The 22,551-nt window shown below is 69.9% G+C and carries 16 protein-coding genes and 1 pseudogene; 7 read left to right on the forward strand and 10 right to left on the reverse strand.

The features are described 5' to 3' along the window. Nucleotides 1–394: 394 nt before the first annotated feature. From L0P92_RS21735 to L0P92_RS21760, 6 genes are all read left to right on the forward strand, one after another. Nucleotides 395–934 carry a hypothetical protein gene (locus L0P92_RS21735; protein ID WP_234764481.1) on the forward strand — a complete coding sequence of 180 codons (540 nt, stop codon included), beginning with the start codon at nt 395–397 and terminating at the stop codon, nt 932–934. A 30-nt stretch (nt 935–964) separates the two neighbouring features. Continuing rightward, a complete protein-coding gene (locus L0P92_RS21740) occupies nt 965–2,998 on the forward strand; it encodes a thioredoxin domain-containing protein (RefSeq protein ID WP_234764482.1) in 2,034 nt (677 codons plus the stop codon). A 202-nt stretch (nt 2,999–3,200) separates the two neighbouring features. After that, nucleotides 3,201–4,490, forward strand: a complete 1,290-nt coding sequence (locus L0P92_RS21745; RefSeq protein WP_234764483.1) for a glycosyltransferase — start codon at nt 3,201–3,203, stop codon at nt 4,488–4,490. Next, the gene (locus L0P92_RS21750; RefSeq protein WP_234764484.1) at nt 4,487–6,145 is read left to right on the forward strand and encodes an ArnT family glycosyltransferase; all 1,659 of its coding nucleotides are present in this window, start codon (nt 4,487–4,489) and stop codon (nt 6,143–6,145) included. The genes L0P92_RS21745 and L0P92_RS21750 overlap by 4 nt, the downstream gene beginning before the upstream one ends. Further along, complete coding sequence (locus L0P92_RS21755; RefSeq protein ID WP_234764485.1) at nt 6,142–7,344, forward strand: glycosyltransferase; 1,203 nt, start codon at nt 6,142–6,144, stop codon at nt 7,342–7,344. The genes L0P92_RS21750 and L0P92_RS21755 overlap by 4 nt, the downstream gene beginning before the upstream one ends. Then, nucleotides 7,341–9,776 carry a galactose oxidase early set domain-containing protein gene (locus L0P92_RS21760; RefSeq protein WP_234764486.1) on the forward strand — a complete coding sequence of 812 codons (2,436 nt, stop codon included), beginning with the start codon at nt 7,341–7,343 and terminating at the stop codon, nt 9,774–9,776. The genes L0P92_RS21755 and L0P92_RS21760 overlap by 4 nt, the downstream gene beginning before the upstream one ends. A 94-nt stretch (nt 9,777–9,870) precedes the next feature. Here the strand turns inward: L0P92_RS21760 and L0P92_RS21765 are convergent, their stop codons facing one another. The 4 genes and pseudogenes from L0P92_RS21765 to trhA all read right to left on the reverse strand — a co-directional run bounded on the left by L0P92_RS21765 (nt 9,871) and on the right by trhA (nt 13,665). Then, nucleotides 9,871–10,608 (reverse strand): Mut7-C RNAse domain-containing protein, encoded by a 738-nt coding sequence (locus L0P92_RS21765; protein ID WP_234764487.1) that lies wholly within the window; start codon nt 10,606–10,608, stop codon nt 9,871–9,873. A gap of 33 nt (nt 10,609–10,641) precedes the next feature. Then, nucleotides 10,642–11,280: a TetR/AcrR family transcriptional regulator gene (locus L0P92_RS21770; RefSeq protein ID WP_443733271.1), complete on the reverse strand. Its 639-nt coding sequence runs from the start codon at nt 11,278–11,280 to the stop codon at nt 10,642–10,644. Beyond that, nucleotides 11,277–12,816 (reverse strand): annotated as a pseudogene (locus L0P92_RS21775) (DHA2 family efflux MFS transporter permease subunit). The gene L0P92_RS21770 and the pseudogene L0P92_RS21775 overlap by 4 nt, the downstream one beginning before the upstream one ends. 102 nt (nt 12,817–12,918) lie before the next feature. Further along, nucleotides 12,919–13,665 (reverse strand): PAQR family membrane homeostasis protein TrhA, encoded by a 747-nt coding sequence (gene trhA, locus L0P92_RS21780; protein ID WP_234764489.1) that lies wholly within the window; start codon nt 13,663–13,665, stop codon nt 12,919–12,921. Nucleotides 13,666–14,016: 351 nt separating this feature from the next. Here trhA and L0P92_RS21785 point away from each other — a divergent pair, with 351 nt between their 5' ends. Next, a complete protein-coding gene (locus tag L0P92_RS21785) occupies nt 14,017–15,840 on the forward strand; it encodes a phosphoenolpyruvate carboxykinase (GTP) (RefSeq protein ID WP_234764490.1) in 1,824 nt (607 codons plus the stop codon). A gap of 353 nt (nt 15,841–16,193) precedes the next feature. On the opposite strand, the gene L0P92_RS21790 is transcribed toward L0P92_RS21785, so the two are convergent. The 6 genes from L0P92_RS21790 to L0P92_RS21815 form a co-directional block, all read right to left on the reverse strand. After that, the gene (locus L0P92_RS21790) at nt 16,194–16,793 is read right to left on the reverse strand and encodes a hypothetical protein (RefSeq protein ID WP_234764491.1); all 600 of its coding nucleotides are present in this window, start codon (nt 16,791–16,793) and stop codon (nt 16,194–16,196) included. Next, nucleotides 16,780–18,336, reverse strand: a complete 1,557-nt coding sequence (locus L0P92_RS21795) for a substrate-binding and vWA domain-containing protein (protein WP_234764492.1) — start codon at nt 18,334–18,336, stop codon at nt 16,780–16,782. The genes L0P92_RS21790 and L0P92_RS21795 overlap by 14 nt, the downstream gene beginning before the upstream one ends. Continuing rightward, complete coding sequence (locus L0P92_RS21800) at nt 18,333–19,502, reverse strand: toxic anion resistance protein (protein ID WP_234764493.1); 1,170 nt, start codon at nt 19,500–19,502, stop codon at nt 18,333–18,335. Before L0P92_RS21800 ends, L0P92_RS21795 begins: the two co-directional genes overlap by 4 nt. A gap of 15 nt (nt 19,503–19,517) precedes the next feature. After that, nucleotides 19,518–20,579 (reverse strand): substrate-binding domain-containing protein, encoded by a 1,062-nt coding sequence (locus L0P92_RS21805; protein WP_234764494.1) that lies wholly within the window; start codon nt 20,577–20,579, stop codon nt 19,518–19,520. 209 nt (nt 20,580–20,788) lie between these two features. Next, entirely contained in the window at nt 20,789–21,208 is a 420-nt protein-coding gene (locus L0P92_RS21810) for an SCO4983 family protein (RefSeq protein ID WP_234764495.1), read from the reverse strand. 104 nt (nt 21,209–21,312) lie between these two features. Beyond that, nucleotides 21,313–22,524 (reverse strand): pyridoxal phosphate-dependent aminotransferase, encoded by a 1,212-nt coding sequence (locus tag L0P92_RS21815; RefSeq protein ID WP_234764496.1) that lies wholly within the window; start codon nt 22,522–22,524, stop codon nt 21,313–21,315. Between the last annotated feature and the right edge of the window lie 27 nt (nt 22,525–22,551).

A 22,551-nucleotide genomic window follows, 5' to 3' on the forward strand; every position in this document is an offset into this window, starting at 1 on the left:
GTGCAGGTACCACTCGCCTTCGGCGACGCGCGAGCACGCCGGGCCGCCGTAGGTGGACTGGCCGTGGGGGGGCGGGCGGGCGCCGGGCTACCCCTTGCCGGGGCGGCCGCGGTAGCGGTCCCGCAGCGGGGTGCCGGGTGCCGAGTGGTGTGGGGAGAGTGTGCGCGGTCGCGGCGTCGATTGGCGCCGCGCGGTGGCATGGCTATGGTGATCGCGGACACTCGGTGGAAAGGGCGGGGGAGACATGAGTTGGGCGAACAACGGGCCTGCGGGTGCGCCGCAGGGACAGCCGTACACGCCACCGCAGCCTCCTCCGCCGCAGGGGCCCCAGCAGCCGCGTTGGGCCTGGTGGGTTGGCGGGATCCTGATCCCCCTGCTGGGGATCCTTGTCTCGGTGCTGGTGAGCCAGTCGAACTCGTCGGGCGACGACGGCGACCGGAACGTGGAGTCGGCGCCCACTTCGGCCGCGCGGTCCGGCGGCGACGAGGGGCAGGGCGGCGGCGAGACGCAGAGCAGCGCGCCGCCGGCGGCCGCCGAGACGTGGGAGAAGGTCTACGGGCCCGTCAAGCTCGAGGTCGAGAAGACGGACATCTCCGGAACGAAAATCGACCTGGACACGCCGAAGCAACCCCTCGCGAATGCCGGCGACGGCGCGGACTTCTCCTTCGGGGCGGAGTTCCTCGATCCGTCGCTCTCGGTCCCTGACGACGCGAAGTACCTGGCGCCGTGGCCCGACCCCGGTACCGCACCGACGCCCGAGGGCTGTATGGACAGCGTGGACACCAACGGTAGCTACAGCGCGACGGTGAAGCGGGGCGAGCAGTACTGCCTGCTGACCGGCGAGGGCCGGATCGCCCACATCAAGGTCCGCACCGCGCCGGACAGCGGCGGCGGAATTCTCGACGTGACCGTCTGGGAGTCGCCTGACGCGTGACACGTGGGGTACTGCGGCAGGATGGACCCCATGCCGAACCGACTGGCTCACGAGACGTCCCCCTATCTGCTCCAGCACGCGGACAACCCCGTCGACTGGTGGCCGTGGTCGGCCGAGGCCTTCGAAGAGGCGCGCAAGAGTGGCAAACCGGTCCTGCTGAGCGTCGGCTACAGCAGCTGCCACTGGTGTCACGTCATGGCGCACGAGTCCTTCGAGGACCAGGAGACCGCCGACTACCTCAACGCCCACTACATCAGCGTCAAGGTCGACCGCGAGGAACGCCCCGATGTGGACGCCGTCTATATGGAGGCGGTCCAGGCGGCCACCGGCCAGGGCGGCTGGCCCATGACGGTCTTCCTCACCCCCGACGCCGAGCCCTTCTACTTCGGCACCTACTTCCCGCCCGCCCCCCGGCAGGGCATGCCGTCCTTCCGGCAGGTGCTGGAGGGCGTGCGCAGCGCCTGGGTGGACCGGCGGGACGAGGTCGCCGACGTCGCGGGGAAGATCACCCGGGATCTCGCCGAGCGGGAGATCTCCTACGGCGGTACCGAGGCACCCGGTGAGGAGGAGCTGGCGCAGGCGCTGCTCGGCCTCACCCGGGAGTACGACCCGCAGCGCGGCGGGTTCGGGGGCGCGCCCAAGTTCCCGCCGTCCATGGTGATCGAGTTCCTGCTGCGCCACCACGCCCGCACCGGCTCCGAGGGCGCCCTGCAGATGGCGCGGGACACCTGTGAGCGGATGGCCCGGGGCGGTATCTACGACCAGCTCGGCGGCGGGTTCGCGCGGTACTCCGTGGACCGTGGGTGGGTCGTGCCGCACTTCGAGAAGATGCTGTACGACAACGCCCTGCTGTGCCGCGTCTACGCCCATCTGTGGCGTGCCACCGGCTCCGAGCTGGCCCGCCGTGTCGCCCTGGAGACCGCCGACTTCATGGTGCGGGAACTGCGCACCGCAGAGGGCGGGTTCGCCTCCGCGCTCGATGCCGACAGTGACGACGGGACCGGCCGGCACGTCGAGGGCGCGTACTACGTGTGGACGCCGGATCAGCTGCGCGAGGTCCTCGGCGCCGAGGACGCGGAGCTCGCCGTCCGGTACTTCGGCGTGACGGAGGAGGGCACCTTCGAGCACGGCGCCTCCGTTCTGCAACTCCCGCAGCGGGACGAGCTGTTCGACGCCGAGAAGGTCGCCTCGATCCGTGAGCGGCTGCTCCGGCAGCGCGGCACGCGCCCCGCACCCGGCCGGGACGACAAGATCGTCGCCGCCTGGAACGGCCTCGCCGTCGCCGCCCTCGCCGAGACCGGCGCCTACTTCGACCGCCCCGACCTGGTGGAGGCCGCGCTCGGCGCCGGTGACCTGCTCGTACGGCTGCACCTCGACGACCACGCCCGGCTCGCCCGCACCAGCAAGGACGGCAGGGCCGGCGCCAACGCGGGGGTGCTGGAGGACTACGCCGATGTCGCCGAGGGCTTCCTCGCGCTCGCGTCCGTCACCGGCGAGGGCGTCTGGCTGGAGTTCGCCGGGTTCCTGCTCGACCACGTCATCGCCCGCTTCACCGACGTGGAGTCCGGCGCGCTCTACGACACCGCGGCCGACGCCGAGCAGTTGATCCGCCGCCCGCAGGACCCCACCGACAACGCCGCCCCCTCCGGCTGGAGCGCGGCCGCCGGAGCCCTGCTGAGCTATGCCGCGCAGACCGGCGCCGCGCCCCATCGCGCCGCCGCCGAGAAGGCGTTGGGCGTCGTCAAGGCCCTCGGCCCGCGCGTGCCCCGGTTCATCGGCTGGGGTCTGGCCGTCGCCGAGGCCAACCTCGACGGGCCGCGTGAGGTCGCCGTCGTCGGTCCGTCCCTCACGGACGAGGGCACAAGGACCCTGCACCGTACGGCACTTCTGGGCACCGCCCCGGGCGCGGTCGTGGCCGTGGGAACTCCGGAGAGTGACGAGTTCCCGCTCCTCGCCGACCGGCCCCTGCAGCAGGGACAGCCCGCCGCATACGTCTGCCGCAACTTCACCTGCGACGCCCCGACCACCGATCCGGACCGGCTGCGAACCGCGCTGAGCAGCTGAAACAGCGGCGAAACAGCAGTCCGCACGGGGCGGTTACGCAACCTGTGTTCGAATTGTTCACTCTCGCGGCTCGTTGTGATGAAACGCGCTCTTCACCGAAAGGGCCTGCACGCTTCACAGATCCCCCCTAATGTCTGCACAGTGACGCGACAGGTGTAACTCACCGTCGCGACAGGGGGCATTGGGGATCTGGGGGGATCTTTTGCTGACGTCTGTCTTCATAGCCGTCGTCTCGCTGGCCTTGTTCTGGATGGCGGCTTTCACCTTGTGGTGGCAGATGCACGCGTGGCGTACGCCCGAGGTGCTGGCCTCCACCCGGTTCAGCAGTCCGGACGGCGGCGAGCACGTGTCGTTCTCGCTGCTGCTGCCGGCCCGGCACGAACAGGCCGTGCTGGACCACACCATCCAGCGGCTGCTGGAGTCCACACACACCGACTTCGAGATCATCGTCATCGTCGGGCACGACGACCCGGAGACCACGGAGGTGGCCGAGAGGGCCGCCTCGCGTGATCCGCGCGTCCGCGTCGTCGTCGACACCCACGAGAAGAAGAACAAACCGAAGGCCATGAACACGGCGCTGCCGCACTGCCGCGGCGATGTCGTCGGGGTCTTCGACGCCGAGGACCAGGTCCATCCCGAGCTCCTCGCCCACGTCGACCACGCCTTCCGGACGACGAAGGCGGACGTGGTCCAGGGCGGCGTCCAGCTGATCAACTTCCACTCCAGCTGGTACAGCCTGCGCAACTGCCTGGAGTACTTCTTCTGGTTCCGCTCCCGGCTGCATCTGCACGCGCAGAAGGGGTTCATCCCGCTCGGCGGCAACACCGTCTTCGTCCGCACCGACGTGCTCAGGGAAGCCGACGGCTGGGACCCGAACTGCCTGGCCGAGGACTGCGACCTGGGCGTACGCCTGTCCAGTGTCGGCAAGAAGGTCGTCGTCGCCTACGACTCCGACATGGTGACCAAGGAGGAGACGCCCGGCAGCCTGATGTCGCTGCTCAAGCAGCGCACCCGCTGGAACCAGGGCTTCCTCCAGGTCTACCGGAAGAAGGACTGGAAGCAACTGCCCGGCTTCGGGCAGCGGTTGCTCGCCCGCTACACGCTGATGACGCCGTTCATGCAGGCCTTCACCGGGCTGATCATCCCGCTCAACATCGTGATCGCCGTCTTCCTCGACGTGCCGGTGAGCATCGCCTTCATCACCTTCCTGCCGGCCGTCACCGCACTGGTCACCTTCGTCTTCGAGGTCGTCGGACTGCACGACTTCGGCAAGCAGTACGGACTGCGCGTCCGCTTCGTCCACTATCTGAAGCTCATCGTGGGCGGTCCCTTCTACCAGGTGCTCCTCGCCGGGGCCGCCGTCCGCGCCGTATGGCGTGAGCAGCGCGGCCGTAACGACTGGGAGCTGACCACTCACGTCGGCGCGCACCTCACCCACGCCGAAACCCGTGCCGGAACGGCCCGAGACCTCCGAGAGGACGTCACCGCGTGACCTCCACCCTTCCCGCGGTGACCACTCCGAAGGTCCCCGCGCAGAGACAACCTGTCCCTACGCAGCGTTCGACGCGTCGAACGACGCCGCCGCTCCGCCTCCGCTCCTCCCGCCCCGACCTGCTCCTGTGCGGCGCACTCCTCGTCGCGATCCTCGTCGTGCAGGGCTGGAACATCGCCGACTACCCGACTCTCAGCGACGACGAGGGCACCTACCTCGCCCAGGCCTGGGCCGTCCAGGAGGGCCGGGGTCTGGCCCACTACACCTACTGGTACGACCACCCGCCCCTCGGCTGGATCCAGATAGCCCTGCTGACCTGGATACCCGCCGCTCTCAGCCCCGACTCGATGACCGTCGGCACCATGCGCGCCGCGATGCTCGTCATCAGCGCGATCAGCGCGGTCCTCGTCTACGTGCTCGGCCGGCGGCTGTCGCTGCCGCGCTGGGCTGCCGGGCTCGGCATGGTCATGTTCGGCCTCTCACCGCTGTCGGTCGTCCTCCAGCGGGAGATCTTCCTCGACAACCTCGCGGTGATGTGGACGCTGCTCGCCTTCACCCTCGCCGCCTCCCCGAGCCGTCACCTCTGGCACCACTTCGGCGCCGGGATCGCCGCCGCCACGGCCGTACTGACCAAGGAGACGATGCTCTTCGTCCTCCCCGCGGTCTTCGTCACCATGTGGCGGCACAGCCACCGCGACACCCGCAAGTTCGCCCTCACCGGCGCCGTCACCGCCTGCGCGCTGATCGGCCTGTCCTACCCGCTGTTCGCCCTGCTGAAAGGCGAGCTGTTCCCGGGCAGCGGACACGTCTCGCTGTGGGACGGCATCAAGTACCAGATGACCAGGCCCGGTTCGGGCTTCATCCTCGACCAGGGCTCCGGCTCCTGGGGCGTCCTGCAGTCGTGGCTCTACTACGACCGTGTCCTCATCGTCGGCGGCCTCGCGGGCGGCCTGCTGCTCCTGGTCACCTGGCGCTGGTCGGTCACCGCCCGCGCCCTGGCCGGACCCTCGTGCGCGGTCGTCATCCTCGCCCTGGTCGCCATGCGCCCCAGCGGCTACCTGCCCGCCATGTACGTCATCCAGGCCCTGCCCTTCCTCGCCCTCGTCCTCGCCGGAGGAACGGCCTCCGTCGCCCACGCCGTCCTGCGGCGCCGGCGGTCCGAGACCGAGAAGCGGTACGTCACCGGCGCTCGGTACGCCGTCGCGGTCGCCCTCGCGCTCGCCGCCTGCGCCTATGTCGTCCCGCGCTGGTACGACGGCGCCCGCACCGCCGTCATCGCCGACGCCAACGCGCCCTACCAGGCCGCCTCGAAGTGGCTGGCCGCGGAGGTGGCCGACCCGGAGGACACCCGGGTCCTCGTCGACGACGCGCTGTGGCTGGACCTGGTGCACGCCGGGTACGAGCCCGGGCTCGGGGCGATCTGGTTCTACAAGGCCGACCTCGACCCGGCCGTGACGAAGACGATGCCGCGCGGCTGGAAGGACCTCGACTACGTGGTCGCCTCGCCGACGGTACGGCGGGACGCGGTGGACCTGCCCAACGTCCGGGCGGCGATGGAGCACTCGACGCCGGTCGCGACCTTCGGCAGCGGCGACGACCGCATCGAGATCCGGCGGATCCGGTCCGACGGCACGGCCCCGGGAGGCGTCCGATGAGCCAGGAGTCCATCGTCCCGGAGGAGTTGGGCGACCCGGCCGTGAAGGCGGCCGAGGTGCCCGAGCCCGGCGCCGTCACCATCGTCGTACCGACCTTCAACGAGTCGGCGAACGTACGGCAGCTGCTGCACCAGATCACCGAATCGGTGCCGTCCCGGCTGCCCTGCGAGGTCGTCTTCGTGGACGACTCCACCGACGACACCCCGCAGGTCATCAAGGAGGCGGCCCAGGACTGCCCCTTTCCCGTCACCGTCATCCACCGGGACGAGCCGGTCGGCGGGCTCGGCGGCGCGGTCGTCGAGGGCATGAAGGCGGCCGGCTCCGACTGGATCGTCGTCATGGACGGCGACTGCCAGCATCCGCCGTCCCTGGTCCCGGAGTTGGTGGCGACCGGCGAGCGCGCGAACGCAGGGCTCGTCGTCGCCTCCCGGTACATCAAGGGCGGCAGCCGGGCCGGGCTCGCCGGCAGCTACCGGGTGGCCGTGTCCCGGATGGCGACCTGGCTGACCAAGTCCCTCTTCCCGCGCCGGCTGCACGGCATCAGCGACCCGATGAGCGGCTTCTTCGCCATCCGCCGCAGCGACATCACCGCCGAGGCGCTGAAGCCGCTGGGCTACAAGATCCTGCTGGAGCTGGCCGTCCGCAGCCGGCCGCGCACGGTCACCGAGGTGCCGTTCGTCTTCCAGGAACGGTTCGCGGGGGAGTCCAAGTCCACGGCGGCGGAGGGGCGCCGCTTCCTGCGCCATCTCGCCGGACTGCGTACGGCGGACCCGCTGGCCCGCATGGTCGTGTTCGGGCTGATCGGGCTGACGGGCTTCGTGCCGAACCTGGCCGCGCTGTGGGCGCTGACCCAGGCGGGCCTGCACTATCTCCCCGCCGAGATCGCCGCCAACCAGTTCGGCGTGGCCTGGAACTTCCTGCTCATCGAGAAGCTGCTGTTCCGCGACCGGCGCGTCCACCGCCACTGGGCCGACCGCACCGTCCGGTTCGCGCTGCTCGCCAACGCCGACCTGGTGCTGCGCATCCCCCTGATCGCGCTGCTGGTGGGCCAGTTCGGCCTTGCCGTGCTGCCGGCCACCGCGCTGGCCCTGGTCATCACCTTCGTCCTGCGCTTCGTCGGCACCGAGGCGCTGGTCTATCTGCCGAGCCGCCGTTCAGGTCGGCGGCCCGGGAGCCGTACGGCAAGGAGAGCCGCATGAACAAGCGCCTCGTCAGCAGAGACCGAATCAGCAGACACCGAAGAAGGACCGCACTGGTCGGGGTGGGGGCCCTGACCGCCGGTCTGCTCCTCACCTCGCCCCAGCCCGCCTCCGCCGCCAACCTCATCAAGAACCCCGGCTTCGAGACCGCCGGCACCGACGACATGCCCTACTGCTGGAAGAAGTCCGGCTGGGGCGACAACGACTTCACCTTCACCACGACCACCGACGCCCACAGCGGCACCAAGGCCATGAAGGTCGAGCTGACCCGCCGTGTCGACGGCGACCGCAAGGCGCTCATCACCGAGTCCGCCGAGTGCGCGCCGGTCGTCACGCCGGGCAAGCAGTACGACCTGGGGCTCTGGTACAAGTCGACCACCCCGGACGCCTCGGTCACCCTGTTCCGGCACGACCCCACGGCGGGCTGGCAGTACTGGACCGACCTCAAGACGCTGGACATGGCGGCCGGTTGGACCGAGGCCACGGTCCGCACGCCCGAGGTGCCGGCCGGCACGGACCGGATCGCCTGGGGCGTCTCCGTCTACGGCACCGGCGCGGTCACCACCGACGACTACACGATGGACCAGGTCGCCGACCCGGTCCCGGACCCGGTGTGCACGGGCACGGCCGAGGAGTGCGCCAACGGCCGCTGGGACGTGCTGCCCACCCAGAACCCGGTCCGCTCCATGCACTCCGTCGTCCTCAACAACGGCAAGGTGCTGCTGATCGCCGGCTCCGGCAACAGCGAGGAGATGTTCGAGGCGGGCACGTTCACCAGCGCGGTCTACGACCCCGAGAACGGCACGTACAAGCAGATCCCCACGCCGAAGGACATGTTCTGCGCCGGGCACGTACAACTGCAGGACGGCCGTGTGCTCGTGATGAGCGGCAACAAGGGCTATCCGTCGGCCGACGGCACGGTCGGCTACCAGGGCTACAAGGACTCGTACATCTTCGACCCGGTCACCGAGACCTACAGCAAGACCAACGACATGAACGACGGCCACTGGTACCCGTCGGCGACGATCCTCGGCAACGGTGACGTGATCTCCTTCGGCGGTCTGAAGGAGGACTCCTCCGGTTCGGTCACCGCCGAGCGGTGGTCGGACGCCGAGCAGAAGTGGCTGGAGCTCTGGAAGGTCAACCAGACCTGGTCGTACTGGGGCCTGTACCCGTCGATGATCCTGATGCAGGACGGCCGCCTCTTCTACTCCGGCAGCCATGTCTTCGGCAACAACATCCCCGGCACCGGCTCGGCGATCTACGACTACGACGCCAACACGGTCACCCAGGTGCCCGGCCTGCAGAACAAGGACGAGCGCGACCAGTCCGCGAGCGTGCTGCTGCCCCCGGCCCAGGACCAGAAGGTCCTCACCATCGGCGGCGGCAACATCGACTCCAACCCGGACGCCAACCGCCTCACCGACGTCATCGATCTCAAGGACCCGAACCCGTCCTACGTCGCAGGTCCGCCGCTCCCGCAGGGCACCGTCGACCTCGGAGCCGGCAAGGTCCCGCAGAGCGGCAACCAGGGCAAGATGTACGTCTCCGCCGTACTCCTGCCCGACGGCAAGGTCCTGGAGACGGGCGGCGCGCTGCACAACCGGGCCAACCCGGTGTACGAGTCGTCGATCTACGACCCGGCGACGGGCACCTTCGACCCGGTGGCACCGGACCCGGAGGAGCGCGGCTACCACTCCTCGGCGTTCCTGCTGCCCGACGGCCGTGTGATGACGACCGGCGACAACCCGGGCAACGGCTCCTGGAACCACGACGTGTCGATCTACACCCCGCCCTACCTCCTCAAGGGCGAGCGCCCGACGATCACTTCGGTCATCGACACCGAGTGGACCTACGGCGACACCCAGCGGATCACCGTCGACCGCCCCATCGCCAAGGCCGAGCTGATCCGCCCGGCGGCGGTGACGCATTCGTCGGATCCCAACCAGCGATTCGTGGATCTTCCGCTGTCCGTCGACGGCAACAACGTCGACCTGAACGTGACGAGCAACCCCAACCTGGCCCCGCCCGGCTGGTACATGCTCTTCGCGGTCGACGCCAACGGGGTGCCGTCGGTCGCCAAGTGGGTCCACCTCCAGGGCCCGCAGGCCCTGAGCGCGACGGACGCCTCCGCCCACGTCCACGACTTCGCCGACGGTCTCGAAGGCAAGGTCACGGGCCCCGGCAAGAAGCGGAAGTCCCAGAAGGTCAGCCCGACGATCTCCGGCTGTGACCGCCACTACGGCTCCGCCAACGTCTGCGTGCCGACGGACTTCCCGCCGACGGTGAAGGCGACGACGAAGGCCCGCTGCGACTGGCTCAAGCAGAACGACTACGGCCGTCTGAAGCTCAACGGCAAGGACGACCCGCTGAGGCTGGACCCGAACAGGGACGGAACAGCCTGCGGCAAGAAGGATCTAACGGTGCGCTGAACGCCCCTGAAAGGGGCGGGGGGCTGTAATCGATATGCGGCTACCGCCGCGTGGGCGCGACCAGCCACAAACGGCCCGCAGTTCCCCGCCCCGCTCAGCCATCCATGGCGCTCCGGAACGCAACCGCACGCTCCACGATCGCAACAAGCTGCTCATGGTGCGCCCCCTTCCAATAAGCCCGCCCGCACTCGGTGCACTGCGCGAACACGTCGTACGTCGCCCGCGTCCCGCCCTCCAACTGCCCGGCGACCTCCTCCTTCGTCGCCTCCTTCAGCAGTCCGTTGCAGGCGGTGCACCGAGTCCACGGCCGCAGCTCGGGCCGGAACCGGTCCAGCACGTCCCGGAGTTGGTCCTCGGGCCGCGTGCTGTACACATACGCCCCCGCCCACAGCTCACGCCGCCGCAGCAACCCCCGATCCCGGCTCAGCATGACGCGTCGCTCCGCGGCCGAGAGCGCGGCCAGCGCCGGGTCGCCGATGTCCGTCGACTCGTACGCCGTGTCCACGCCGAGCAGCCGCAGCCGGCGGGCGAGGGTGCCGAGGTGGACGTCGAGCAGGAAGCGCAGGGGAGCGCCGGGCACCCGCTGGGGGCGCGGGACGGGCCGTACGGACACGGACTCGCCGCCCACGGGGACGTACGACACCGGTACCTCGCGCCCGTCCACGAGCAGCGGGCCGGCCTCGGTCAGCGGGACGCCGAGGGACTCCACGACATGGCCGAGGGTCGAGACACCGTCGGTGGCGACCTGGGCGGCACCGTCACGGCGCCGTCCGTTGGGGAGGAAGAGGCGCAGCTCGGGGGCGAACTCGACGTGGATCTCGGGACCGTTCACCCGGCCAGGATGTCACGGCGGACGGGTCGGGCCTCAGGCCTTTTTCGCGGGCAGGCCCTGCTCGATGACGTCCAGGGCCCGGTCCACCAGCTCGCGGAGGTCGTCCTGGCAGTCGTTCTCCGCCCAGGTGATGTTGACCTCCATCAGGCCGCCGACCAGGGACATCGCGTAGACCCGCACTTCGAGGGAGTCGGGGTCCAGACCGTGGCGTTCGGCGATGGCGCCCCGCAGCAGGCGGCCGGTCGCCGACATGCTCTCGATCATGCGGGCGCGGACGGCGGGGATCTGGACCGCCAGATGCGCGCGGATCCGGACCGCCTCGGGGTCCTCGGCGAGCAGCGCGTCCATGGACCGGTGCATCACGTGCCGCACCGAGTCCATCCAGGACTCCGCGGCGGGCCGGGCGCGCAGCTCCTCCAGCATCAGCGGGTCGTACTCGTCCGTGAGGACGATGTCCTCCTTGGTGGGGAAGTAGCGGAAGACCGTGGACGGCGACACCTCGGCGCGCTCGGCGATCTGCTCGATCGTCGTGGCGTCGTAGCCCTGCTCCTTGATCAGCGCGTACGTCGCGTCGCGGATCGCCGTCCGGGTCTTGATCTTCTTCCGCTCACGAAGCCCCAGCTGGGGGCGGTCGGTGAGGGGGGAGGAGTGTGCGGGGGTCATGGGTGTCATTGTCGGGCATCGGCCCCCTGGGCAGCCATGTCCGGGGCCTCGGGCTGCTCGGCATCGGGCGGGCTCGGCAGGAACGCCGCCGCCAGCAGGGCGGAGACGAGGGCCGCGATCCCGCACACCAGGAGGACGACGCCCATGCCGTGGACGTAGGCGCTGTTCGCGGAAGCCGCGAGTTCCGCCGAGCCCGCGCGCTCGGCGACCAGGTGCGCCGCGACCACGGACTCCCCTGCGGTGTCGGCGGCCTTGGCGGGCAGCCCGGTGACGTCGAGCCGGTCCCGGAAGGCGCCGGCGAGCAGGCTGCCGAGGAGTGCGATGCCGATGGCGCCGCCGACCTGACGCAGGGTCATCAGCAGCCCGGAGCCGCTGCCGGCACGGTCGCGGGGCAGGGCGCTCAGACCGCCGTTCATGGCGGGGATGAGAGAGGCCGAAGCCGAGGCCGGTGATGGTGAGCCACAGCGCGACGAAGCCGTAGCCGGAGTCCACGGTCGTACGGCTGCCGAGGACCCCGGCGAAGGCCAGTACCACCAGGCCCGCGCTCACCGCGGCCCGCGCGCCGAAGCGGGCGACGGCCTGCGGGGCGAGGCGGGAGGCGACCAGCAGTCCGCCCATCATCGGCAGCAGCCGCACGCCGGTGCCGAGGGCGTCATGGCCGAGGACGGCCTGGAGGTAGGGCGGCAGCACGAACAGCAGGCCGGTCAGGATGAAGGTCACCAGGGTCGCGGCGACGGTGTTGAAGAGGAAGCCGCGGTGGGCGAGCAGGGCCATGTCGAGCATGGGGCGCTCGACGCGGCGTTCGCGCAGCACGAGGGCGGCGATCAGGACCACGGACGCGGCGAGCATGGCCAGGACCAGCGGGTCGCCCCAGCCTCGGGTGGGCGCCTCGATGATGCCGTAGACGAGGGCGCCGAGCCCGGTCGCGGCGAGCGCGGTGGAGACGGTGTCGACCTTGGGGGAGGCGGGGTCCTTCGTCTCGGGGAGCAGGAAGACGCAGGCGGCGATGCCGAGCGCGGCCATCGGGACGTTGATCAGGAAGACCGAGCCCCACCAGAAGTGGTTCAGCAGCCAGCCGCCGACGATCGGGCCGAGCGGCAGGCCGAGCGCGGAGGCGGCGGAGGTGATGCCGACGGCCTTGGTGCGCTCCTCGGGGCCGAAGAGCGTGGGCAGCACGGACAGGGAGAGCGGGGTGACCAGGGCCGCGCCGACGCCCATCACGGCACGGGCGACGATCACCGCGTTCACATCGCCGGCCAGCGCGCCGACCAGCGATCCGGCGAGGAAGATCCCGAGCCCGGTGATCAGCATCCGCCGCCGCCCGAACCGGTCGCCGAGCAGGCCCGCGGGGAGCATCAGCGCGGCGAAGACGACGACGTACGCGTCCGCCATCCACTGCTGCTGGCCCGTACTGGCGCCGAGATCGGCGGCCATCGTCGGCAGCGCGACGTTCAGGATCGTCATGTCGAAGCCGAGGGTGAGCATGCTCGCGACCAGCGCGCCGAGCGCCCACCAGCGGCGGGGATCTGGAGTGACAGTAACCATGAAATGAGAGTAGCTCTCAAAAGGGAGTGGCTGTCAATGTGAATCAGGCGCGAAAAAGGGCCACGGCTCTAAAGCCGTGGCCCTGTTGAGGAGTCGGGGGCGCTACGCGTGCTGGTACGCCACCAGTGAGATCCCGACGTAGTGCGTGATGAACGCCGCCAGCGTGAAGGAGTGGAACACCTCGTGGAAGCCGAACCAACGCGGTGACGGGTTCGGGCGCTTGATGCCGTAGATCACGCCGCCCGCGCTGTAGAGGACACCGCCGACGATCACCAGGACCAGCACCGCGATGCCGCCGGAGCGCATGAAGTCCGGCAGGAAGAAGACGGCCGCCCAGCCCATCGCGATGTAGCAGGGGGTGTAGAGCCAGCGCGGGGCGCCGACCCAGAAGACCCGGAAGACGATGCCCGCCGCGGCGGCGGCCCAGATGCCCCACAGCAGCCACTGACCCTTGGCCCCCGGCAGGAGCAGCATCGTCAGCGGCGTGTAGGTGCCCGCGATGATCAGGAAGATGTTGGCGTGATCCAGTCGGCGCAGGATGCCGTCCATGCGCGGGCTCCAGTTGCCCCGGTGGTACAGCGCGCTCACGCCGAACAGCAGACAGGCGGTGAGGGCGAAGATCCCGCAGGCGATCCGGCCTCTGGTGGAATCCGCGAGGGCCGTGAGCACCAGGCCCGAGACGAGCGCTGCCGGGAACATGCCCAGGTGCAGCCAGCCGCGGAGCTTGGGCTTGATCTCGTCCGTGAGCTGCTGGGCGTGGTGCGCGATCTGGTGGGGCAGGGAGGGGGCGCCGGATCCGCGGCCGGCGGCCGGCGTGTCCGTGGGCGCGTCGGGGACGGGCGCTGTCATGGGGGGCATCGTACCTACGGAACCGTAAGTTACGTATCAGGGCGGCGAGATGAGAGCCCCGAAGTGGCCATCGTCTCATGGGGTACCCGCGCGGGGCGCACCTGGGGTGAAGCCGTGGTGACGCATCGAAAACATCCGGGCGAGTGGCGATGCTCACGCCGCTCACCTGTGACGCCCTCTGGACATATGCGCAGACGCGTCGGATGATCAAATGAGTGCGGTCGGCACCGGATGAGCGCGAAAGATCGGGACGGGGATCCAGTCCATCCCGTTCGCGAAGCATCCGGGTCGCGGCCCCCACGGGGCATACAAGGGCATATTCAGGACAAAATCCCTCTCTTAGGAGCAACCGTGGCGCGCGACATCGCGGCTCCCCCCGTCGTCCCCACCCACCACCGGGAGCTGGTCTCGTGGGTGAACGAGATCGCAGAACTCACGCAGCCGGACAACGTGGTCTGGTGTGACGGATCCGAGGCCGAGTACGAGCGCCTGAGCGAGGAGCTCGTCGCGAAGGGCACCTTCAAGAAGCTCGACCCGATCAAGCGCCCCAACTCGTACTACGCCGCCTCCGACCCGACCGACGTCGCCCGCGTCGAGGACCGGACCTTCATCTGCTCCGAGAAGGAGGAGGACGCCGGCCCGACGAACCACTGGATGGACCCCGCCGAGATGCGCGAGGTCTTCTCCGGTGACAAGGGCGTCTTCCGCGGCTCGATGCGCGGCCGGACGATGTACGTCGTCCCGTTCTGCATGGGCCCGCTCGGCTCCAAGCTCTCCGCGATCGGCGTCGAGATCACCGACTCGGCCTACGTCGCCGTCTCCATGCGCACCATGACCCGGATGGGCCAGGCCGTGCTCGACGAACTCGGCGAGGACGGCTTCTTCGTGAAGGCCGTGCACTCCGTCGGCGCCCCGCTGGAGCCCGGCGAGCAGGACGTCCCCTGGCCCTGCAACCAGACCAAGTACATCTCCCACTTCCCGGAGAGCCGCGAGATCTGGTCCTACGGCTCCGGCTACGGCGGCAACGCGCTGCTCGGCAAGAAGTGCTACGCCCTGCGCATCGCGTCGGTGATGGCGCGGGACGAGGGCTGGCTCGCGGAGCACATGCTGATCCTCAAGCTCACCCCGCCCACCGGTGAGTCCAAGTACGTCGCCGCCGCCTTCCCCTCCGCCTGCGGCAAGACCAACCTCGCCATGCTGGAGCCCACGATCTCCGGCTGGACGGTCGAGACGATCGGCGACGACATCGCCTGGATGCGCTTCGGCGAGGACGGCCGTCTGTACGCCATCAACCCCGAGGCCGGCTTCTTCGGCGTCGCGCCCGGCACCGGTGAGCACACCAACGCCAACGCGATGAAGACGCTGTGGGGCAACTCGGTCTTCACCAACGTCGCCCTCACCGACGACAACGACATCTGGTGGGAGGGCATGACGGAGGAGACCCCGGCCCACCTGACCGACTGGAAGGGCAACGACTGGACGCCGTCCTCGGACGTCCCGGCGGCCCACCCCAACGCCCGCTTCACCGTCCCCGCCTCGCAGTGCCCGATCATCGCGCCCGAGTGGGAGGACCCCAAGGGTGTGCCGATCTCCGCGATCCTCTTCGGCGGGCGCCGCGCCACCGCCGTACCGCTGGTGACGGAGTCCTTCGACTGGAACCACGGCGTGTTCCTCGGCGCGAACGTAGCCTCCGAGAAGACCGCCGCCGCCGAGGGCAAGGTCGGCGAGCTGCGCCGCGACCCGTTCGCCATGCTCCCCTTCTGCGGCTACAACATGGGCGACTACATGGCCCACTGGGTCGACGTGGCCAAGGACAAGGACCAGTCCAAGCTGCCGAAGATCTACTACGTCAACTGGTTCCGCAAGAACGACGAGGGCAAGTTCGTCTGGCCCGGCTTCGGTGAGAACAGCCGCGTGCTGAAGTGGATCGTGGAGCGTCTGGAGGGCAAGGCCGAGGGCGTCGAGACGCCGATCGGCATCCTGCCGACGCGCGAGGCCCTCGACACCAACGGTCTCGAACTGGCCGACTCCGACCTCGACTTCCTGCTCACCGTCGACAAGGAGATCTGGCGCGAGGAGGCCGCGCTCGTCCCCGACCACCTCAACACCTTCGGCGACCACACGCCGAAGGAGCTGTGGGACGAGTACCGGGCGCTGGTGTCGCGCCTGGGCTGAGTGCCTACTCCCCAGACTCCGCGGCCGGTCCTGGGGGTACCTCCCACGCCCTTGAGGCAGTGGGGGAGTGCCCTGACCAGTGATCGTCACGACCGGCCGCGGTGTGGAACGGCGAGGCCGCGCACAATGGCGTGCGTGGCCCTGGGCCCGCCGCCTGTCGACTCCGTCCGCCCCGACGGGGTCGCCTGCGGCGGGCCTTCGCCGCGTACGGGGCCTCGCCGTTGGGTGTGCCAGTCGTGTGCCGGCTGCGGATACGTCGTGGCTGGTCGCGCAGTTCCCCGCGCCCCTGAAAGGGGCGCTACCGCACCGCCCTTAGGGGCGCGGGGAACTGCGCGACCAGCCCCCACGCACGGTCAGCCGCGGTCCTCCAGATACCGGGTGTGGGACTCCTGGCGGCGGGCCTCCGACTCGCGCAGGCCCGCCGCCAGGCGCTCGGCGTCCTTCTTCAGCAGGCCGAGCTGCCGCTCCAGATGCAGTTCGGGCGACTCCGTGCCCGGCGTCATCCGTGTCCACCAGCGCGTCCGTACGAAGCTGTCGACGGCCTCGGGAAGATCGCGCCGCACGATGCGCGAGAGCACGTGCACGCTCTCCGGGTCATGGGTGAGCAGCTCTGCCACCCAGCCCCGGTCGAGCAGCGCGGTCAGTAGCTCGGTGAGTTCGCGGAGCCGGGCGGCGGCCGTGACGGACAGCTCGATCTCCGTCAGATAGCCGCGCAGCTTCTCGAAGTCGCCCCGCAGTTCGTCCAGCTGGGCCGACGGGTCCGGGAAGTCGGGCGGTGCGGGCCGCTCCGGCGGGGCGATCAGCGCGCCCGCGCCGTACAGTCCCGCGACGACGACGGGCCAGTACGGGCCCGCCGCCCCTGTGAAGGTCAGGACCAGGCCGACCAGCCCGCACGCGCTGCCGGCGATGTTCTTGCGGGACTCCAGGTACCGGGTGAATCTACTGGTAGCCACGGATCTCCTCGAAGGCGCCGTCCAGCGAGCCCTCCTGGGCGTCGAAGAGACGGCCGCCGGTCAGCTCGGCGATGTGCTCCAGCTCGGACCTGTCGGAGTCGCCGAAGAGAATGGGGAAGACGGGCGTCTCCCGCCGTTCGCGGTCGAGCCCCGCGTAGAAGGAGTCGAAGTCGGCCGCCTCGGCGCCGGCGGTGTTCTCGCCGTCCGTCATGAGCACGATCGACGTGAACGTGTCCTGGGAACGTCCGGCTCCGAGATGGTCGTACGCCTTCTCCAGCGAGGTGAAGATCGCGGTGTCGCCCTCGGCGGACAGCGCCTCGGTGTCCTTGCGGATCCCGTCCAGCCCGGACCTCGGGTCGGCCGGCTCCACGACATGCGTCCGCACGCCCTTCACATCCGACCCGAAGGGCATCAGCGTGACCTCCTCGCGTTCGCGGAAGTCGCCGGTGAGGTCGGTGAGTGCCTGCTTCAGCTGCTCCAGCCGGTCGCCCTCCATCGAGCCCGAGGTGTCGAGGACGTAGACCGTCCTGGACGGACGGCGCAGCTCGTTCTCGTACGAGTCGAGGAGGCCGTCGGCGACGGAACGGCTGCCCGGGAAGGGCAGTTCGCGCCGCCGGGCGGGGTCGAGGCCGGACGCCGGCGGAACGGAGGCGACGACCGGGCGGCGATGGGTGCGCTCGGTGATCAGCCGCTGGACGTCCTCGGTGCGCAGGGCCTCGGTGACGCGGCGGACGTCGTCGCGAGTGGTGGCGTCGGTCGACGCGAGGGAGGAGAGCGGGTAGTCGGCGGTGACGACGCCGTCCTTGGGGCGGATCACGGTCAGGCCCGGGATGCCCTTGAGGACGGACTCGTAGTTGAGCAGCGCGTCGACGTTCCCGCGCCGCTCGTACGCCGTCGCCAGCCAGCCCGACGAACCCGACGTCAGCTTCTGCCCCTTGAAGAACTCCTTCAGGCGGGGCGTCGCCTTGTCGACGTCCCGGTCCGTCAGGGCCGACTCGGCGCCGGAGAGGGCGGAGGCGACGGAGACGAGGGTGGCGAAGCCGGAGTTGGAGCGGGCCGGGTCGGTCATGCCGTAGGTCAGCCTGCCGTCCCGGACGGCCTGCTCGATCTGCGACCAGGTGACGTCGTCCGGCTTCCAGCCCAGGGTGGCGAGGGTCGTGGCCTTGACCCCGATGGCGACGGGGCTCGACATCACCGGCGTCTCCGACACGACCTTCTTCGCCGCTTCCGGCCGCAGCCGCAGATAGTCGTTGGAGGACAGCCACAGCGCGTCGTACTGCCCGTCCGCCCTGCCCTTCGCCAGCAGCTCCACCGCGTCGAGGGTGCCCATGTAGGTGGGCCGGACCTTGATGCCGGTGTCGTCGGCGATCCGGTCGAGGACCGGGGTCATGTCGCTGAGCTCGCTGGAGGCGAGGACGCGGAGCGTGCCGGGCTGCGGGGCGTTGTCCGGCTCGTCGGCCGCCTTCTGTGAGGTGCAGGCCGTCAGCAGGGCGAGCGCGCACAGGGCGACGGCGAGCAGACGTCGGCCTTGGGGGTGTCTCATCCGAGCCCACCCTCCAGCGCGCCCTGCGAACGGCTGCGCTCCAGATAGGCGCTCGCGTGCTGCAGTTCGACGGTCAGGTTCTCCACGGTCGTCGCCATCGCCTCGGTCGCCTGGACCTTGTAGGTGTCGATGGCGTCGAGCGTGCGGTAGATCTGCTGGAAGGCGCTGCGGAGGGTCTCCGCTCCCACCGCCGGGTCGGCGGCGATCCGCTGGATCTCCCCGCTCTGCGTGGCGAGCATCTCGGCGTTGCCCCGGATGAGGTCCTCGGTGGTCCCGCGCAGGGCGTTGACCTGCTCGACGACCTTCTTCTGGTTGTCGAGCGCGGAGGCCAGCATCACGGAGATGCGCAGGGCCGAGACGGTCGTGGTCGCCGCCCGGTCGACGCCCTTGATCAGCTCCTCGTTGTTACGCCGTACGACGTCCATGGCGAGGTATCCCTGTGCGCACACCGCCAGCTGGGTGAGCAGGTCCTGGTGCTTCTGCCGGACCGGGAAGAGGACGTCGGCGCGCAGGCTGTCGGCCTGCTGAGGGTCGATGACCTGGGCGATGTGCTGCTCGACCGCGGTGTCCAGGGCCTCGGTCAGCACGACGTACTCCTGGAGCTTGCCCATGCTCTCCCACAGCCGCACCCGCTCGGTCTGCAGCGCGGCGTTGTCCCGCCGCAGCTCGTCCTGCCCGCCCCGCAGCGAGCCCACGATCCGGTTCAGGGTTCCCTGCGCGGAGGCGTACTTGGCGACGTGATCGCGCAGCTTGTTGCCGCCGGGAAGCTTGGACAGGAACTTGCGCCCCTTGGAGGCGGGCAGATCCCGCGGATCCAGGTCCTCCACCACCCGCCGCAGTTCGACGAGCGAGCCGGCGACCTGCGACTGGGCGTCCCCGCCCTTGTCCGGCAGGCTCCGGACGGTCCGCTCCAGCATGCGGTTGGACTGCGCGGCGGCGGTACGCATCTCGCCGGCGCCCAGGGCGGTGATCTCGCCGACCTTGCCGGCGAACTCGGGGGAGCGGGCGTCGAGCGCCGCGAGCCCCTCCACGTAGTCGGCGGCCTTCTTGGCCATGTCGGTACGGACGCCGTCGTCGACCGGGACGAGCCCGCCCGCCTTCTCGCGCGGCACCGTGGCCACGGGCTCGGGCGGAGTGAGGACGAAAGTGTCGTCGCTGTTGCTCATGTACTGCTTCCCCCCTTAACCGCGCGCCCGTCGCGCCAGCTCGTGCAGCACCTCGGAGGTGGGCACGGCCGCCTGGTGGACGCCGGTCAGTTCCTGCTTGAGATAAGTGGTGTCCGAGGCGAACTCGGCGGCCTCGCCCTGCGGCCGGAACCCGTGCCGGGCCTCCAGCTCACGCAACGCCGGGTCGGTGGAGAGGAGTTCGGCGACGGCCTTGCCGTTCTCGGTCAGCGGTACGACGGTGTGGTCGCTGTTGACCGTGGTGTCCGGGTAGAGGACGACCAGGTCGTCGGGCTGCTGCCCCTGGGCCAGCAGGGAGGCGACCTGCGACTCGTAGACCACGACCAGCGGGTTTCCGGCACCGCTGACGAAGTCCCGGAAGACGGCGTCACTGCCGGACTGCTGGGCGCCCTGCACACTGACCAGCTTGCGCAGCAGCGGCGCGGTGCGCCCGACCTCGGCGTCGGTGGCGACGACCTTGCCGCCGTTCTCGACGTAGGAGGCGGCGGCCAGATAGAGGGCGCCGGAGTTGGAGGTCTCGGGATCGGTACTGGACAGGTACAGCGTGCCCGTCAACTCCCCGTACTTCCCGGCGCCCTTGAGCTGCTGCCAGGTGCGGTCGGCACGGGCCGCCTCCAGATAGGCGGCCATCTTGAAGCCGCCCCGGTGTTCGGTGTCCAGGACGGCGAGCCCGTTCGCCGCGAGCACCTCGGCGGCGTTCTTGTGCGCCACGACGACGAGGGGCGAGTAGAAGGGGCGCGGAAGGGTCCCGGTCACCTTGTGCTTGGCGGCGAGCGCGACGGCGGGCGCCTGGCTCGACGGCAGCGCGAGGTCGTACCCCTTGAGGTCCAGCCCCTCCATGGCCCAGGACCCGGAGGTCTCGGCCTTCACGGTGTAGCCCTTGGCGGCGAGGGCCTTCACCACGTCGGGATCGGCGAAGAACTCGGCCTTCTCCGACCCGATCACAGCTTGCACGGTCTTCGTTGCCGTGCCGTCCTCACTACTGCGGCCCGCGACGACGGCGGCCACCACGCCACCGATCAGCAGCACCGCGAGGATGATTCCTGCGATACGTCTCACGAGGGGAGAGTGCTCGCGGAATCCAACGTTCCCAGGCGAGGGGAGTGAACGGGGGGTGTCGTCCTGGTCCCGGTACGCAACGACGCCCCAGGGGCGCGGGGAACTGCGCGACCAGCCACAGACAACCGTCAGCCGCCGAACAACAACGCATGGCACCCGGTCCGCGCGTCTCTGCGGGAGCACGCGGACCGGGGCCGTTCAAAGGGGTTTCACCCGACGCCGGTAAGTTCCTGCGGCTCGGCCTGCGCAACTGCATGCGCATCCATCCGCTCGGCGGCGAGAATCGCGGCAGCGGTATCCGCCCGGGACGCCGCGACAACCAGCGCCCGCCCGGCAAGGGCATGCGCCCGCCGATGCAGTGCCGCAACCTTCGAGTCGCCGGTCATCGTCGTCCGGACCGGCGCCGTCCCACCCCGCAGCCGGGCCACCTGCTCGGCGAGCCGCTCGGCGGCCGCGTCGAGGTCGGTGGACGGTTCAAGCGAGCGCAGCGTATCCGTCACGGCGAGCAGCGCCGCGAGGTGGCCGGCGAGCTGGATGTCCAACTCCTCCTCGCGCGAGCGGTGAGGGAAGTCGGTGGTGTTGCCGGCCATCGTGCTGTGGACCGACTTGGTTCGGATCGGTTCGTACATGGGGATGGCCTCCTGTGCGCTGACAGGAAGCCATCCTAGCTTAGATTTCGTCTAAAGTTGAGCCGTTCACAAGACAGGACCGTCCCTTGTACACAGCGTGAGCGTCAGGGCTGGCTGTACCCGTCCAGGAACCGCCCGATCCGTCCCACCGCGTCCCGCAGATCCGTGACCGTCGGCAGGGTGACCACGCGGAAGTGGTCCGACTCCGGCCAGTTGAAGCCCGAGCCCTGGACGACCATGATCTTCTCGCGCCGCAGCAGGTCCAGGACCATCCGCCGGTCGTCCTTGATCTTGAACACCTTCGGGTCGAGGCGCGGGAAGAGATACAGCGCCCCCTTCGGCCGTACACAGCTCACCCCGGGGATCTGGGTCAGCAGCTCGTACGCGACATCCATCTGCTCCTTCAGCCGCCCGCCGGGCAGCACCAGGTCGTTGATGGACTGCCGTCCGCTGAGCGCGGCGACCACCCCGTGCTGACCGGGCATGTTCGCGCACAGCCGCATGTTCGCGAGGATGGTGAGGCCCTCGATGTAGGAGTCGGCGTGGGCGCGCGGGCCCGAGATCGACATCCAGCCCACCCGGTATCCGGCGACGCGGTAGGCCTTCGACATGCCGTTGAAGGTGAGGGTGAGCAGGTCGGGGGCGACGGCGGCGGTCGGGGTGTGGGTGGCGCCGTCGTACAGGATCTTGTCGTAGATCTCGTCGGAGCAGACGAGGAGGTTGTGCCGGCGGGCGATGTCCGTCAGCCCCCGGAGCACGGCCTCGTCGTACACGGCCCCCGTCGGGTTGTTGGGGTTGATGATGACGATGGCCTTGGTGCGGTCGGTGACCTTGCGCTCGACGTCGGCGAGGTCGGGCATCCAGTCGGCCTGCTCGTCGCACCGGTAGTGCACGGCGGTGCCGCCGGACAGCGAGACGGCGGCGGTCCACAGGGGGTAGTCGGGAGCCGGGACCAGCACCTCGTCGCCGTCGTCGAGCAGCGCCTGCATCGCCATCACGATCAGCTCGGAGGCGCCGTTGCCGATGAAGACGTGCTCGACGTCGGTCTCGATGCCGAGAGTCTGGTTGTGCATGACGACGGCCCGGCGTGCGGCCAGCAGGCCCTTCGCGTCGCCGTAGCCGTGCGACGTCGACACGTTGCGGAGGACGTCCTCCAGGATCTCGGGCGGAGCCTCGAAGCCGAAGGCGGCCGGGTTGCCCGTGTTCAGCTTGAGGATCCGATGCCCCGCCGATTCAAGCCGCATCGCCTCCTCGAGCACCGGGCCCCGGATCTCGTAACAGACGTTGGCGAGCTTGGTCGACTGGATCACCTGCATGTCAAGGAGCTTACGGCCGCGTAACGT

Source organism: Streptomyces muensis (assembly GCF_021474425.1).
In the GTDB taxonomy this organism is placed as follows: Bacteria; Actinomycetota; Actinomycetes; order Streptomycetales; family Streptomycetaceae; genus Streptomyces; species Streptomyces muensis.